The 15,802-nt window shown below is 75.6% G+C and carries 10 protein-coding genes; 3 read left to right on the top strand and 7 right to left on the bottom strand.

Annotated features, from left to right (window positions below; translation table 11 throughout):
- Positions 1 to 33 precede the first annotated feature (33 nt).
- Positions 34 to 219: a hypothetical protein gene (locus tag ISOVA_RS01310; RefSeq protein WP_041294734.1), complete on the top strand. Its 186-nt coding sequence runs from the start codon at positions 34 to 36 to the stop codon at positions 217 to 219.
- Between the two features lie 30 nt (positions 220 to 249).
- Here ISOVA_RS01310 and ISOVA_RS01305 read toward each other — a convergent pair whose 3' ends face one another.
- Together ISOVA_RS01305 and ISOVA_RS01300 are read right to left on the bottom strand one after the other, a co-directional pair.
- Positions 250 to 2,661 (bottom strand): YhgE/Pip domain-containing protein, encoded by a 2,412-nt coding sequence (locus ISOVA_RS01305; protein WP_013837460.1) that lies wholly within the window; start codon positions 2,659 to 2,661, stop codon positions 250 to 252.
- Positions 2,658 to 5,558, bottom strand: coding sequence for an MMPL family transporter (locus ISOVA_RS01300; protein WP_013837459.1), 2,901 nt, complete (start codon positions 5,556 to 5,558; stop codon positions 2,658 to 2,660). Before ISOVA_RS01300 ends, ISOVA_RS01305 begins: the two co-directional genes overlap by 4 nt.
- A 122-nt stretch (positions 5,559 to 5,680) precedes the next feature.
- Between ISOVA_RS01300 and ISOVA_RS01295 the strand changes: the two genes are divergently transcribed.
- Complete coding sequence (locus ISOVA_RS01295; protein WP_013837458.1) at positions 5,681 to 6,325, top strand: TetR/AcrR family transcriptional regulator; 645 nt, start codon at positions 5,681 to 5,683, stop codon at positions 6,323 to 6,325.
- Between the two features lie 103 nt (positions 6,326 to 6,428).
- Here ISOVA_RS01295 and ISOVA_RS01290 read toward each other — a convergent pair whose 3' ends face one another.
- The gene (locus ISOVA_RS01290; protein WP_013837457.1) at positions 6,429 to 8,633 is read right to left on the bottom strand and encodes a S9 family peptidase; all 2,205 of its coding nucleotides are present in this window, start codon (positions 8,631 to 8,633) and stop codon (positions 6,429 to 6,431) included.
- 171 nt (positions 8,634 to 8,804) lie between these two features.
- Here ISOVA_RS01290 and ISOVA_RS01285 point away from each other — a divergent pair, with 171 nt between their 5' ends.
- Positions 8,805 to 10,016 (top strand): FAD-dependent oxidoreductase, encoded by a 1,212-nt coding sequence (locus ISOVA_RS01285; protein ID WP_221927829.1) that lies wholly within the window; start codon positions 8,805 to 8,807, stop codon positions 10,014 to 10,016.
- 9 nt (positions 10,017 to 10,025) lie between these two features.
- Here the strand turns inward: ISOVA_RS01285 and ISOVA_RS01280 are convergent, their stop codons facing one another.
- The 4 genes from ISOVA_RS01280 to pdhA form a co-directional block, all read right to left on the bottom strand.
- Positions 10,026 to 12,056: a bifunctional copper resistance protein CopD/cytochrome c oxidase assembly protein gene (locus ISOVA_RS01280; protein ID WP_013837455.1), complete on the bottom strand. Its 2,031-nt coding sequence runs from the start codon at positions 12,054 to 12,056 to the stop codon at positions 10,026 to 10,028.
- A 61-nt stretch (positions 12,057 to 12,117) separates the two neighbouring features.
- Positions 12,118 to 13,596 carry a dihydrolipoamide acetyltransferase family protein gene (locus ISOVA_RS01275; protein WP_013837454.1) on the bottom strand — a complete coding sequence of 493 codons (1,479 nt, stop codon included), beginning with the start codon at positions 13,594 to 13,596 and terminating at the stop codon, positions 12,118 to 12,120.
- A gap of 11 nt (positions 13,597 to 13,607) precedes the next feature.
- Complete coding sequence (locus ISOVA_RS01270) at positions 13,608 to 14,594, bottom strand: alpha-ketoacid dehydrogenase subunit beta (RefSeq protein ID WP_013837453.1); 987 nt, start codon at positions 14,592 to 14,594, stop codon at positions 13,608 to 13,610.
- Positions 14,591 to 15,751, bottom strand: coding sequence for a pyruvate dehydrogenase (acetyl-transferring) E1 component subunit alpha (gene pdhA / locus ISOVA_RS01265; protein ID WP_013837452.1), 1,161 nt, complete (start codon positions 15,749 to 15,751; stop codon positions 14,591 to 14,593). Before pdhA ends, ISOVA_RS01270 begins: the two co-directional genes overlap by 4 nt.
- Positions 15,752 to 15,802: the final 51 nt, after the last annotated feature.

Below are 15,802 nucleotides of genomic sequence, written 5' to 3'. Positions count from 1 at the left end.
TCACAACTCGGCGAGTCGTCCCTCTTGTCCCGCGTGCACCCTTCCACCCACGACGTCGTCGCCGCCCTGCGCTGGGCGCTCGAGCACGACCTCGACGCGCTGCTCGACCACCGCCGTCATCGCTTCGCGAGCGTGCCTGCCCGCCGCGCGGCCGACGCGCGGCTCGTCACGCGCTGGCGGCTCGCCGTCGGACAGGTACGTGCCGACGTCGCCGCGTGACTCAGGGTCACGCCGGACCCTGCGAACGAATCACGCCCGCAGGAGCGCCGCCACCCGCGTCCGACGGCTGCGTGCCGTCGCGCCGACCGCGAGCGCCAGGCCGGCGAGCGTCCACAGCACCAGCCACGTGATCGCGGAGGCGATGCCTCCGACGCCCGGCACGACGACGGCGAGCAGCGCGTCGCGCGCGGCACCGGTCGGCAGCAGGTCGGCCAGGCCGACGAGGACGTCGGGGACGGTCGCGACCACGCCGGTGCCGATGAGCAGCACCGCGATGAGCAGCGAGATGCCGCGGCCGAGGTCGCCGAGCCACCCGAGGAAGCCCTGGTGCACGGCCACGAAGCACAGGCTCACGAGCGCGCCGACGACCACCGCGCCCACCGTGCTCAGCAGCGACGCGTCCTCGACGACCGCGAGGATCCCGCCCACGACCGCGCCGGTGCCCAGGCCGACGAGGGCCGGCACGCGGGCCGCCTCGAGCGTGAGCCGGACCGACCCGCGCGTCGACCCGAGCGCCCGGGCCACCACGGGCGGGAAGACCGTGAGCAGGCCCAGCGCCCCGAGCCACAGCGCGACGACCGCGAAGAGCGGGCCGGTCGCGCCGGTCGACAGGTCGTCGACACCCGGCGCGGCGACCGGATCTGCCACCACGGACGCAAGGTTCTGCCGCTCGCTCTCGGAGTACGCGGGGATCTGCTCGGTCGCCTCGTCGAGGCCGTCCGCGAGCTTGCCCGCACCGTCGGCGAGCTGCCCGACGCCGTCCGCGAGGCCCTCGGTCCCGGTCGCGAGCTCGCCCGCGCCGGTGCCGAGCTGCCCGACGCCGTCCGCCAGCCCGGAGGCACCCGTCGCGACGCCGGACGCCCCGGTCGCGAGCTGCCCGACGCCGTCGGCCAGGCCGGACGCACCGGCCGCGAACCCGGACGCTCCCGTGGCCAGTTGCCCGACGCCGTCGGCCAGGCCGGACGCACCCGCCGCGACGCCCGACGCACCGGTCGCGAGCTGACCCGCGGCGGCGTCGAGCTGGTCGAGGCCGCCCGCGAGCTGCTCCGCGCCCGCCGCGCTCTGGCCGACGCCGCCCTGCAGCGCGCGCAGCCCGGTCGCCGGCCGATTCTCCGTGGCCGGGGCGCCCGCGAGCGCCGCAGCGCCGTCCGCGCTCTGCGCGATGCCGGCGGTGAGGGCGTACAGGCCGGTGGGCGGCGACGTCGCCGAGCCCGGATCACCGACACCCTCCTCGATGGCGGCCGCGAGGCCGGCGGCACCGGCCTGAATCTCGACGAGGTCGATCTGCGCGCACGCGTCCGTGGACGGGTCGACGGTGCAGCCGAGGGCGACGTACGCACCGAGGGCGTCCGCGACGTCCCGGACGGCCGCCGCGGACTGCAGCGTCTGCTCGGGAAGACCGGCGGTGCCGGCGGCGAGCGCGTCGAGCCCGCCCGCGAGCTCGTCCGCCCCGGCGACGGCGTCACCCGCGCCGGCGGCCAGCGCGTCGAGCCCGTCCGCGAGCTGGTGGGCGCCGTCGGCGCTCTGGCCGACGCCTCCGGCGAGCTGGCTCGTCCCGTCGGCCACCTGCCCCGCGCCGTCGGCGAGCTGCGACGCACCGGTCGACGCCTCGCGCGCACCATTGGCGAGCTGGGACGCGCCGCCCGCCAGCTGGGCCGCGCCCGACGACGCCTCGGTCGCCCCGCCGGCGAGCTGCGTCGCTCCGGACGCGAGCTGCGACGCCACCGACGACGCCTCGCCCGCACCGTCCGCGAGCTGGCCGGCGCCGTCGGCGAGCTGCGACGCGCCGTCGGCGGCCTCGCCCGCGCCGTCGGCGAGCTGCCCGGCGCCGTCGGCGGCCTCGCCGATGCCCTCGGCGAGCGTGTCGAATCCGATGAGCACGTTGTCGACGTACGTCTCGGTGAGGGTGCTGCTCATGACGGACGTCGCGGTGGTCGCGACGATCCGGGCGAGCGCGTCGTCGACGACCCGGCCGCCCTCCGGCGTCGCGACGTCGATCGTCGCCTTCCGCGCGGCACCGGCGTCGTCGCCGCCGAACGAGGTGGCGGCCGCCGAGAAGTCCTCGGGGATCGTCACCACGGCGGCGTAGGTGCCGTCGTCGAGCCCGGCCCGGGCGCGGTCGGCGTCCGTGACCTCCCACGCGTAGTTGGTGCCCGCGGGTCGCACGGCCTCCGCGGACCCGTCGGTGGCCTGCCCGGCGTTCTCGCCCGCGACGAGACCCGCCGCGAGCTGGCGCCCGAGCGGGACGAGCTGCCCGTCGAGCTCGACGGGCTCGTCGAGGTTGACGATCGCGGCCCTGACGGTGCCGAGGCGCTCCATCGGGTTCCACAGCGCCGCGAGCAGCAGGCCGAGCACGAGGATCGGCAGGAGCGCGACGGCGGTGATGCGCCAGGCGTCGCGCCGCGGCGAGCGGGCGGGGCCGGCGGTGATCGGGGCGGTCATGCCCGCACCTCCTCGATGCTGGGGTCGCGCTGGTCGTCGGTGCGCGCGGGTGTCGGTGGCGCCTCGGCGACGGGGACGTGGCCGGACGGGACGGGCGGCGGGACCTGGCCGCCGCTCAGGGTGACGGGCGCACCCCAGCCGCCTCCGACGTCGAGCACGGGCGTGCCCGGCGGCACGAGGTCCGTGGCGGCGACGCCGGTCGCGCCGAGCACCACGGCCGTGCCCGCGAGCTGGGCGCGGGCGAGCGCGTCGGCGAGCGCCTCGCGCGCGGAGCGGTCGACGACGTCGTCGGTCCGGTCGACGACGACCATGCGGGCGCCGTCGCGCACCGCGGCGTCGACGGCCTCGGCGGGGCGCCCGGCCTCGGCGGCGGCGTCGACGACGGCGACGCGGCCGCGCACGGTCGACGCGCGCTCGGGCAGCACGAGCCCGGTGACCTTCGCCGCGCCGGCGTCGGGCGCCACGCGCCCGGCGAGCGCGAGCAGCAGCGCACGCACGGGCGCCGCGGCGTCGCCGTGCACGCACAGGGCACCGCCGTCGGGCACGAGCACGCTGACCGGGCCGACGAGCGGCGGCTCGCCCGGACGCGGGCCGGACGGGCCGGCGACCTCGAGGTCGCGGACGGCGACCGCGTCGTCGGGCACGCCCGCGACGGCGGGACGCGGCCACGACGCGAGCCGCAGCTCCTTGGCGAGGCCCTCGCCCTCGACGTCGAACGTCGGCAGCGCGCGGTCGAGCCAGCGCGGGATCCACCACGCGCGCTCGCCGAGCAGCGCGAGGACCGCCGGCACGAGCACCATGCGGACGACGAACGCGTCGACCGCGACCCCGACCGCGAGCCCGAGCGCGATGGGCTTGAGGTTCATGTCGCCGTGCGGCACGAACGCGACGAAGACCGCGAACATGATAACCGCCGCGGCGGTGACGACCTTGGCCGACGCCGCGAAGCCCGTGACGATCGCGCGGCGTGCGTCGCCGCCGTGCACGTACTCCTCACGGATGCGCGAGACGAGGAACACCTCGTAGTCCATGGCCAGGCCGAACAGCACGCCCATGAGCACGATCGGCATGAAGCTGATGACCGGGCCGAGGCGCGTGACGCCGAGCGCGTCGGCCAGCACGCCGTCCTCGAAGACGAGCGTGACGACGCCGAACGCGGCCCCGACCGAGAGCAGGTAGCCGAGCGTCGCCTTGACCGGCACCCAGATGGAGCGGAACACCATCGTGAGCAGCAGGAGCGACAGGCCGACGACGACGAGCGCGAACGGCAGCAGCGCGGCGCCGAGCTTCGCCGAGACGTCGATGCCGACCGCCGTGAAGCCGGTGACGGCGAGGTCGACCCCGTACTCCTCGAGGAAGTGGTCGTGCCGGTCCCGGATCTCGTGGACGAGGTCCTCGGTCGCCTCGGAGTCGGGCGCGCCCTCGGGCACGACCTGGATGATGCCGGTGTCGGCGGTCTCGTTGGGCGTCGCGAGCGGCACGTCGGCCACGCCGGGCAGCGCGCGGATCTCGTCCGCGAGCTCCTCCATGAGCCCGAGCGGGTCGGTGCTCGTGACGATCGAGCCCGTGACGACGAGCGGGCCGTTGAAGCCCTCGCCGAAGTTCTCCCGGACCAGGTCGTACGTCTGCCGCGCGGAGCTGTCCTGCGGCAGGGCACCGGCGTCGGGCAGCGCGAGCCGCAGGTGCGTGGCGGGCCACGCGAGCAGGCCCACGACGACCACGACGATCGCGATCGTCAGCGCGGGCGCGCGTGTCACCGTGCGGACCCAGCCCGCGAAGAAGCGGTTGTGGTGCTCGTGCCCGTGCACGTCGTCGTGCACGACGGCGGCGCTCGCCGCGCGCCGGCCCGCGCGGCCGCGGCGGGGGCGGGCTGGGGCGGGACGGAGCCGCTCACCGGCGAAGGCGAGCAGCGCGGGCAGCAGCGTGAGGGAGACGAGCACGGCCAGGCCGACGGCGACCGCGGCCGCGACGCCCATGATCGTGAGGAACGGGATGCCGGCCACGCCGAGGCCGACGAGGGCGATCATGACCGTGAGGCCCGCGAAGACGACGGCCGAGCCCGCCGTCGCGACCGACCGCGCGACCGCCTCCTCGACCGCGATGCCCGACCGCAGCTCGTCGCGGTGGCGGGACACGATGAACAGCGCGTAGTCGATGCCGACCGCCAGGCCCAGCATGACGGCGAGCATCGGCGTCGTGGAGTTGATGGGGCCGAAGATCGTCGCCGCGAACAGCAGCCCCATCGCGACGCCGACGCCGAGCAGCGCGTTGACGAGCGGCAGGCCGGCCGCCACGAGCGAGCCGAGCGTGAGCACGAGCACGACCAGCGCCACGATCAGGCCCAGGCCCTCGATCAGGCTCATCTCGGGGAACTCGGTCGCGAACAGCTCGCCGCCGAGCGACGCCTGCGCGCCCGCGGGCAGCGCCGCCGCGAGCTCGTCGGTGACGTCGGCGAGCGCCTCGCGCGTCCCCTCGCCCACGTTCTCGGAGGCGGCGTCGAGCTGGACGGTGAGCAGCGCGGCCCGCTCGTCGTCGCTCACCGAGGCGGGCATGAGGTCGTCGTACGGGGAGGTCACGGCCGCGACCTGGTCGAGCGCGCCGAGCGCGTCGACGGCGTGCTCGACGGGCTCGCGGACGGCCTCGTCGCGGATCGTGGCGCCGTCGGGGGCGACCACGACGACCTGTGCCGAGGCACCGCTGACCTGGGGGAACGTCGCGGCCAGCCGGTCGAGCGCGGCCGCCGACTCCGTGCCCGGGATGCTCACCGAGTTGTCGAGGCCCTGGTTGAGCAGGCCCGCGAGGCCTCCGACCGCGGCCAGGACGACGAGCCAGCCGATCACCACGAGGCGGCGCGCACGCACGGCCCACCGGCCGAGCGAGTAGAGGACGGAGGACACAGGGGCTCCCGGGTCGACGGACGATGGGGTTTCCGATACAGCACTGTATCCGATGCACGAATGTATCCGATACACCCGTGCACTGGATAGAGTGGGGGCGACATTCACCCGAGGAGGCCGACGTGACGACCGAGTCCCGCGTGCGCTCGCCGCGCCGCGAGCGCACCCGCGAGCGCCTGCTCGACGCCGCGTTCGACGTCTTCGCGGAGCTCGGCGTCCAGGGCGCGTCGATCGAGGCGGTCTGCGAGGCGGCCGGCTTCACCCGCGGCGCGTTCTACTCGAACTTCGCGAGCAAGGAGGAGCTCTTCCTCGCGCTCATGGACCGCGAGAAGCGTCGCCACCTGGCCACGCTCGAGCAGTTCGCGCAGCGGCTCGACCCGGCCGAGGTCCGCAGCCCCGAGGGCATCCGCACCGTGCTGCGGTCGGTGCTCGCCGCCGTCGGGCCGCACCCCGACGCCGAGCGGCGGTGGTGCGTGATGTCGGCCGAGTTCGAGCTGCTCGCGCTGCGCGACCCGTCCGTCGCCGCCGGGTACCTGGCCGAGCAGCGCGCGCTCAAGGACGAGCTCGCCGCGACCATCTCGCGGCTGCTCGACGCGCTCGGCCTGCGGTTCGTCGTCGAGCCGCGCACCGCCGTCGACCTCCTGCTCGCCGCCTACGCCGAGGCGAGCCGTGCCGTGCTCCTCGGCGCGCCCGACGACGAGGGCCCCAACGCCCGCATCGAGCAGCTCGTCGACGTGCTCCTCGCCCCGAGACAACCCGCGAAGTAGCGCGCGAGTCCGCGAAGTAGCGCGCGAGTCCGCGAAGTAGCGCGCGAGTCCGCGAAGTAGCGCGGGAACGCGCTACTTCGCGAGTTCCCGCGCTACTTCGCGGTCAGCCGAGGGTCGTGGGGAGCTCGGGCTTCTCCCCCAGCACGTGCTCGGCGAGGAACGCGAGCACGACCTGGTACCAGACCTTGGCGTGCTGCGGGCTGAGCACCCAGTGGTTCTCGTCGGGGAAGTAGAGGAACCGGTGGACGGTCGAGCCGTCGTCGTCGGCGGGCAGGCCCGACTTCGTGAGCAGCTCGTTCCACAGCCGCAGGCCCTCGCCGATCGGCACGCGGTAGTCCTTGTCGCCGTGCACGACGAGCATCGGCGTGCGGATGTTCTCCACGAACCGGTGCGGGCTGTTGGCCTCGGCCATCTCGGGGGTCATCTCGCGTGCCCAGTAGTAGGCGTGGTCGGTCGTGGGGCCGAACTGGTCGAGCGCCCACAGCGACGCGTGCGTGACGATCGCGCGGAAGCGGTCGGTGTGCCCCGCGACCCAGTTCGCCATGTACCCGCCGAACGACCCGCCCATCGCGGCGGTGCGGGTCGCGTCGATCTCGGGCAGGTCCTCGGCGGCGTCGGTGATCGCGAGCAGGTCGGTGTACGGCGCCTGACCCCACGCGCCCCAGCCGCGCTGCACGAAGTCCTGCCCGTAGCCGGTCGACAGCGCCGGGTCCGGCAGCAGCACCGCGTACCCGCGCGCCACCATCAGCCACGGGTTCCACCGCCACGACCAGGCGTTCCACGAGTTGAGCGGGCCGCCGTGGATCCACAGGAGCAGCGGCGCGGGCCGGTCGGCCGACGCGCCGTCGGGCAGCGCGAGCCACGCCCGCACGCGCACGCCGTCCTCGGTCGTCGTCTCGACCTCGGTCAGCGTGCCGGGCAGCTCGGGCGAGGGCACCGGCCCGCGGAGCACGACGGCGGTCACCGGCTCGCGCTCGCCGGGTGCGCCCGACGCGAGGAACGCGCCGAGGTCGATCCGCACCGGCTCCGACGGCGCGGCGTAGGAGGTGCGCAGCGCGTACAGCGCGGAGCCGTCGGGCGCGACGCGGACGTCGGTGAACGTCGCGTCGTCGGCCGTCAGCCGCTCGACCGTCACGGACTCGCCCGCGCCGGGCCCGCCGGCCCCGAACGTCAGCAGGAAGACCGGTCCGCGCCCGTCCTCGTCGGCCGTGACCACGAGCCCCGACCCGTCCGGGAGCCACGCGACCGACGTCGGCCACCGGTCCCAGTCGTCGGCCAGCACCTCGGGCTCGCCCTCGCCCGAGAGCGCCACGAGCCCGAGCCGGACCACGGGCGCCTGCTCCGGCGTCGTGATCGTCATGGTCACGTAGGCGACCCACCGCCCGTCGGGCGAGACGGCCGGGCCGGTGACCTCGGCGTCGGGGTCGTCGACGAGCGTGCGGCGCTCGCCCGTCGCGGTGTCGACCGCGACGAGGGTCTCGCGCTGCGCGGCCCCGGGGTCGGCGACGACCCACGTCGTGACGAGCGTGCCGCCGTCGGGCGACAGGGTCGCGGCGTGCTCGAACAGCTGGCGGCCGGCTCCCGTGACCTGGCGCAGGTCGAGGTGCGACGCCGGCGTCTCGCCGTCGTCGGACGCGTCGCCGTCCGAGCCGTCGGCCGGGGGCAGCGGGCGAGCCGGCTCGTCGACGAGGCCGGCGAGCGAGGCGACGAACCGGCGGTCCTCGTCGGGGCCGAGGTCGTGGTCCCAGTGCCGCACGGGGTAGCCCGTGTGCAGGATCGCGCTGACCTTCGCGTCGGTGCGGGCGGTGCGCAGCTCGCGGTCCTGCTCGAGGTCCTCGGCACTCGGGAGCACGGGCGCGCTCACGGACACGACGTCGGCGTCGCGCGCCGCGAGCACTCCCCCGAGGCCGCCGGGCGCGGTCGCGACGACGCGTGCCTCGCCGCCCGAGGCGGGCAGGAGCCAGAGCGCGGCCTTGGGGTCCTTGTCGTCGCTCCCGGCGTCGGGGTCCGGGCGCGCCGAGATGAACAGCAGGTCGCCGTTCGCGGCGAAGCACGCCGAGGACTCGCCCTTGGCGCTGCGGGTGAGGCGACGCGCGGGCGCCTCGCCCGTCGGGTCGACCTCCCACAGCGCGGTGCGGTACGCGGTGCGCTCGGGGTCGAGGGTCTGGACGGTCGTGACGAGCCGCGAACCGTCGCGGCTCAGCGCGAGCCCGCTGACGCGGGGCAGCGCCACGTAGGCGTCGAGGTCGTGGAAGGGCGTGGGCTGCTGCTCCGGCGGGGTCGCCGCCGCGGTGGTGTCCTGGGTCACACGCTCGTCCTATCACAGTCCCGGTGACGCTCGGACCTCTCGGGCCTCCCGAGACCCGACGAGACGCCCCGGAGACGGCCCGTGGAACCTCAGGTGAACAGTGGGCGAACACCTCCTCGCAACCCCGGCGGTGCCTTGAGCAGCGTGTTCACCGTCGGGCAGATTCTGGACGTGAGACCGCAGTCGCCCCGTCCCGCCCGCCCCGCCGGTCTGCCCCCGAAGGCGGACCTCGTCGTCGTGGGCGCCGGGACCGTCGGGCTGGCGCACGCCGCCGAGGCGGCGGCCCGCGGGCAGTCGGTCGTCGTCGTCGAGCGCGACCCGCGCCCGCTCGGGGCGTCGGTCCGCGGCGACGGCCACGCGGCGGTCACCACGCAGGACGGCATCGCGCTCGCGTGCGCGCTCGCGACGCGCGAGCGGTGGCTCAAGCTGGGGCGCGAGGCCGGCTTCTGGGTGCGGCAGACGGGCTCGGTCGTGGTGGCGCGCACCGACGCCGAGCTCGCCGTGCTCGACGACCTCGTCGCGATGCGCGACGGCGACGCCGTCCTGCTCGACGCGGCCGGCGTGCAGGAGAAGGCCCCCCTGGCCTGCGACGACGTGGTCGGAGGCGTCCTGCTCCCGCTCGACGTCCGCCTCGAGCCGCGCGAGTCGGTCCCGGCGCTCGCCGCCTGGCTCGCGGAGCGCCCAGGCGTGGACGTCGCGTGGTCGACGGCGGTGCACACGCTCGAGCCGGGCAGCGGCTGCACGCTCGCGCGCACCTCGCGCGGCGAGATCGTCGCCAAGCGGGTCGTCGTCGCGGTGGGCCACGACCTCGACCGGCTCTTCCCCGACGCCGTGGCCGACGCGGACGTGCGGCGCGCGCACCGGCAGTGGCTGCGCGTCACGGCCCCCGGAGCCGTGGACGCCGCGACCGAGGCGCTGCCCGCCGTGCTCGGCGGCAGCGCGATGCTGCACCACCCGACGTTCGGGCACAGCCCCGCGCTCGTCGACGTGCGCGAGCGCCTGCGCACCCGGTCACCCGGCGTGCTCGACGCCGGCGTGCACCTGGCGTTCACCTCGCGCGCGGACGGCTCGTTCGTCGTCGGCTCCGCGCGCACGCCCGACGCCGTCGCACCCTACCGCTCCGAGGCCGCTGACGCGGCGCTGCTCGCCGAGGCCCGCATGCTGCTCGGCGCGGACCTGCGGGTGCTCGAGCGGTGGTCGTCGTCGGGACTGGAGCCCGCGACGCCGGCACGCCTCGGTCGCCGCGCCGTGGGCCTGCCGCCCGGGGGGCCGTTCGTCGTCGCCGAGCCGCTGCCGGGCGTCCGCGCGGTCGCGGTGCTGTCGGGGCTGGGCACGACGACCGCGCACGGGCTCGCCGCGCGCGTGCTGGACACGCTGCTCTGAGCGCGGGGCTCAGCGACGTTCGTCGCGGTCGGCCATCCGCGCGAGCATCGCGTTGTACTCGGCGAGCTCGGCGTCGCCGTCACGGTCGGCGCGGCGGTCGCGCCGCCGGGCCTCGCGCTCGTCGGACCGCGTCCACATGACGGCGACGGCGATCGCGAGCGCGAGCGTCGGCAGCTCGCCGATGCCCCACGCGACGCCGCCGCCGCGCTGCTGGTCGTCGATCGCGCTCGGGCCCCACGGACGGCCCATGTTGCCGTACCAGTCGGCCGCGAGCAGCGACGTGCCGGAGGTGAGGACGACGCCGAAGAACGCGTGGAACGCCATCGTGGCGAAGAGCAGCAGCAGGCGCTGCGGGTAGCCGGGCCGCGCGGGCCCCGGGTCGATCCCGATGAGCGCGTTGGCGAACAGGTACCCGACGAGCGTGAAGTGCACGACCATCCACACGTGCCCGACGTGGTTGGTCAGCGCGAACTCGAACGCCGGCGTGTAGTAGAACGCGACCATCCCACCGGCGAACAGCACGGCGGCCACCACGGGACGCGCGAGGAACTGCCCCCACCGGGAGTGCACGAGCGCGAGCACCCACTCGCGCGGGCCGCGCGAGCCGTCCTTGCGCGCCGGGATCGCGCGCAGCAGCAGGGTGACGGGCGCCGCGAGCACGAGGAACAGCGGCACGACCATCGCCATGATCATGTGCTGCACCATGTGCCCGCTGAACAGCACGTGCCCGTACACCGACGGGCCGCCGCTCGTCACCCAGAACATGAGGACCATCCCGGCCGACCACGAGATCGTCCGGCCGACCGGCCAGCGGTCGCCGCGGCGGGCGAGCCGCACGGCCCAGCGCAGGTACACCACCAGCCCGGCCACGCACGCGAACGCGAACAGCGGGTCGAGGCTCCACTCGGTGAACCACCGGGCGAGCGTCGGCTCGGGCGGCAGCGGCGAGCCCGTGAGCTGGTAGGCGGGCGACGTGTCCGCGGGGACGTCGTCGGGCACGGGCGGGGCGGTCGAGCCGAGCGCGACGGCGACGCCCGACACCGCGCCGACGACCGACAGCTCGACGGCGAGCAGCTGCCAGAACAGAAGTCGCACGCGCTCGGGCGCGTCCGCCAGGCGGCCCACCACCCAGCGCCGGTGCGTCCAGCCGAGCGCGCCGAGCACCGCGAGCAGCATCGCCTTGACGAGCACGAGGGTGCCGTACGGGGTCGTGAGGTCGGCGGGCTCCTCCATGCGGATCCAGGCGTTGACCAGGCCCGACACGCCCACCGCGGCGAAGCACCACGCCGCGACGGGCGAGAAGCGCGCGACGGCGTCGGCGGCGGAGTCCGACGCGCCCGACCGGCGCACGACGACGACCGCGAGCGCCCCGAGCCCGCCGACCCACAGCGCCGCGCCCGCGAGGTGGAGGAACATCGCGCCGACGGCGAGCTCGTGGTTGGCGGCGCCGGCCGCGTGGCCGGTCGTCGACTGCACGGCGAGCGCGGCGAGCGGCAGCACGGCGACCCACAGCGCGCCGACGGCGCCCCGCACCGCGAGCGCGAGGGCCGACGTCGCGGCGGCGATCGCGACGATCGCGAGGCCGACCTGCCCGAGCGGGATGTCGGTGACGAACGCGCCGAGGCCGGTGCCGAAGTCGGCGGCGGTGGGCGAGATCGCGGAGACGTACGAGTAGCGCAGGACGAGCTGGGCCAGGGCGGCGAGCGCCCACACGGCCGCCGCGACGCCCGCCGCGGACAGCAGCCGCGACTGCGCGCGCCCCGGCGCGACGAGGCACGCGGCCGCGACCAGCGCGCCGAGGGCCACGGACACGGCGAGCTCGGCGAGCACGGTCGCGACCGGCAGCCCGTACCGGACGGCGGCGCCCGGGTCGGAGAACCCGGACAGCGCGTCGAACGCGTGCGTGTACGAGCCGGCGGCGAGCACGGCGAGGACCGCGACGAGGACCGCCACCGGCCCGGCGGCGATCAGCCACCACGGGCGGGCGGGCAGGCGCGGCGTGCCGCCGGACGGGGGCGCGACGGGGGCTGCGGAGGTCACCCGTCCAGCCTAGGGGCGGCGCGGCGCCGCTCCGGTCGCCGGGCGCTGTGACGCTCCCCCGTCAGCCCCAGACCAGCCCGCGCGCCGGGTCCTCGAGCACGCGCGCGACGTCGGACAGGAAGCGCGCGCCGAGCGCGCCGTCGACCAGCCGGTGGTCGAAGCTCAGCGCGAGCTGCGTGACCCAGCGCGGCTTGACCTTGCCCTTGTGCACCCACGGCTGCTCGCGGATCGCGCCGAACGCCAGGATGCCCGCCTCGCCCGGGTTGAGGATCGGCGTGCCGGTGTCGATGCCGAAGACGCCCACGTTGGTGATGGTGAACGTGCCGTCGGACATGGCGGCGGGGGTCGTGCGCCCGGCGCGCGCGGTCGACGTGAGGTCCTGGATCGCCCGCGCGAGGCCGAGCAGGTCGAGCGCGTGCGCGTCCTTGATGTTCGGCACGACGAGCCCCCGCGGCGTCGCGGCCGCGATCCCCAGGTTCACGTAGTGCTTGTAGACGATCTCCTGCGCGGCGTCGTCCCAGCTCGCGTTGATCTCGGGGTGGCGGCGCACCGCGAGCAGCACCGCCTTGGCGGCGATCAGCAGCGGCGTGACGCGCACGTCGGCGAAGTCGCGGTCGGCCTTGAGCCGCTCGACGAGCCGCATCGTGCGCGTGACGTCGACCGTGTGGAAGACGGTGACGTGCGGCGCGGTGAACGCGCTCGCCACCATCGCCTCGGCGGTGCGCTTGCGCACCGACTTCACCGGCACGCGCGTCTGGCGCCCGTCGGGGCTGACCGTCCCGGTCGACAGCCACGGCTGGTCGTCGTCGGGGTAGGTCGCGAGCGTCTGCGGCTTGGACGCCTCGGCGCGCGCGACGACGTCCTCGCGCGTCACGATGCCGCCCGGCCCGGTCGGGTGCACCGAGCCGAGGTCGATGCCGAGGTCCTTCGCGAGCTTGCGCACCGGCGGCTTGGCGAGCACGCGCGTGCCCGACGTCGCGCCCTCGCTGACCGGCACGCTCGCCATGGCCTTGGCGATCGCCGGCCCGCCCGCATCCTGCGAGCTGTCAGGCTCACGCCGCGGTATACCGCGGTCTGCGCCTGACAACTCGGGAGCGGGGGTGGGAGCGGGGGTGGGAGCGGGGGTGGGAGCGGGGGTCGCGGTGGCACGACGGCGGCGCCGGCGGCCGGCGGCACCCTCGCCCGTCCCGTAGCCCACGAGCACGGACCCGGACCCCTTCTCCGCGGAGTTGTCAGGCTCAGGCTGGTCCATACCCCCGCCTGAGCCTGACAACTCCGGAGAGGCGGGAGCGGGCGACGAACCCGTGGCGATCTCGATGATCGGCGTACCGACGGCGACGGTGGTGCCCTCCTCGGCGAGCAGGGCGGTCACGGTGCCGGCCCAGGGCGAGGGCAGCTCGACGAGCGACTTGGCCGTCTCGATCTCGACGACGACCTGGTTGACCGTCACGGTGTCGCCCTCGGCGACGCGCCACTCGACGATCTCGGCCTCGGTGAGCCCCTCGCCGACGTCGGGCAGGGGGAAGCGCTGCGTGCTCATCGTGCTCCTCCTCAGAAGGACAGGGCGCGGTCGACGGCGTCGAGCACGCGGTCCACGCTCGGCAGGTACTCGTGCTCGAGCTTGGCGACGGGGTACGGCGCGTGGAAGCCGCCCACGCGCTGCACGGGCGCCTCGAGCGAGTAGAAGCACTCGTCGCTCACGCGCGCGGCGATCTCGGCGCCCACGCCGAGGAACGACGGCGCCTCGTGGACGACGACGCAGCGCCCGGTCTTGCGGACCGAGGCGGCGACGGCGGGCACGTCGAGCGGCGAGACGGCGCGCAGGTCGACGACCTCGGCGCTCGTGCCCTCGGCGGCGAGCGCCTCGGCGGCCTTGAGCGCGGTCGCTACCGTCGGCCCGTACGCGACGAGCGTGACGTCGTCGCCGGACCGGGCGACGCGCGCGGTGTCGAGCACGCCGTCGGGCACGGGTGCGCCGAGCGTCACCTCGCCCTTGGACCAGTAGCGGCCCTTGGGCTCGAAGAACAGCACAGGGTCGGGCGAGACGATCGCGGCGCGGATCATGTCGTACGCGTCCTGCGGCGTGGCGGGCGACACCACGCGCAGGCCGGCCGTGTGCGCGAACAGCGCCTCGGGCGACTCGGAGTGGTGCTCGACCGCGCCGATGCCGCCGCCGAAGGGGATGCGCACGACGACGGGCACCTCGACCCGGCCGCGCGAGCGGTAGCGCATCTTGGCGAGCTGGGTCGTGATCTGGTCGTAGGCGGGGAAGACGAAGCCGTCGAACTGGATCTCGCACACGGGCCGGTAGCCGCGCAGCGCGAGGCCGATCGCGGTGCCGAGGATCCCGGACTCCGCGAGCGGGGTGTCGACCACCCGGTCCTCGCCGAAGTCCTTCTGCAGCCCGTCGGTCACGCGGAAGACGCCGCCCAGGCGGCCGATGTCCTCGCCCATGAGCATGACCTTCTCGTCCTGCTCGAGCGCGGCGCGCAGGCCCTCGGTGATGGCGCGCGCGAACGTGAGGGTCTGGGTGCTCACCGGGCGACCTCCTCGCCGGCCGTCGCGGCCTCGTACTCGCGGAACCAGGCGCGCTCGGCGGTCACCTGCGCGTGGTCGGTCGCGTAGACGTTGTCGAACATGGTCTCGGCCGGCGGGGCGCCGAGCGCGCGGACGCCGTCGCGCAGACGCTCGCCGTACGCGTCGGCCTCGGCCTGCAGCGCGGCAGCCCATTCCTCGTCCCAGCCGCCCTCGGCGCGCAGCAGCGCCTCGAGCCGCTCGAGCGGGTCGCGGCGGCGCCAGTGCTCCTCCTCGGCCCGGTCGCGGTAGCGCGTCGGGTCGTCCGACGTCGTGTGCGCGCCCATGCGGTAGGTGTACGCCTCGACGAACGTCGGCCCGCCGCCGGAGTGCGCGCGCTCGAGCGCCTCGGCGGTGACCGCGTAGCAGGCCAGCACGTCGTTGCCGTCGACCCGCACGCTCGGCACGCCGAAGCCCTCGCCGCGCTTGTAGATCGGCACGCGCGACTGCTTCGTGGTCGGCTCGGAGATCGCCCACTGGTTGTTCTGGCAGAAGAACACGACCGGCGCGTTGTTCACGGCCGCGAAGACGAGCGCCTCGTTGACGTCGCCCTGGCTCGTGGCGCCGTCGCCGAAGTACGTGACGACCGCGGTGTCGCGCGCGGCGTCGCCCGTGCCGACGAGCCCGTCGCGCTGCAGCCCCATCGCGTAGCCCGTGGCGTGCAGCGCGTGCGACCCGATGACGAGCGTGTACAGGTGCACGTTGTGCTCGTTCGGGTCCCAGCCGCCGTGGTCCTCGCCGCGGTACAGGCGCAGCCGGTCGACGGGGTCGACGCCGCGCACGTGCAGCACGCCGTGCTCGCGGTAGCTGGGAAAGACGTAGTCCTGGCCGGCGAGCGCGCGGCCCGACCCGACCTGGGCAGCCTCCTGGCCGCGGCTCTGCGCGTAGAGCGCGAGCTCGCCCTGGCGCTGCAGGGCGGTGGCCTCGTCGTCGAACCTCCGGGTGAGGGCCATGTCGCGGTACATCGCGCGCAGGTCCTCGACGGTGAGGTGCGCGACGCGCTCGCGGAACACGGCGTTGTCGGCTTCGACGACGCGGCTGCCGTCGGGCGCGACGAGCTGGACGAGGGGCGTGACGTCCGCGGGTGCGACGTCGGACCCGCCGGTGGCGTCGTTCTTCACGCGGTCTCCTTCGCTGACGGCCCCCTGGGGGGCAAGGCTGCGCGGCGTGGT

The sequence above is a fragment of the Isoptericola variabilis 225 genome, assembly GCF_000215105.1.
Taxonomy (GTDB): Bacteria; Actinomycetota; Actinomycetes; order Actinomycetales; family Cellulomonadaceae; genus Isoptericola; species Isoptericola variabilis_A.
The sequence above is the reverse complement of the archived record's forward strand: the minus strand, read 5'-3'. Positions and strand labels throughout refer to the sequence as shown.

Excerpts from the sequence above, each read along its gene's own strand:
- ISOVA_RS01305 (WP_013837460.1), bottom strand. The coding sequence starts at position 2,661 with ATGACCGCCCCGATCACCGCCGGCCCCGCCCGCTCGCCGCGGCGCGAC.
- ISOVA_RS01275 (WP_013837454.1), bottom strand. The coding sequence starts at position 13,596 with ATGAGCACGCAGCGCTTCCCCCTGCCCGACGTCGGCGAGGGGCTCACC.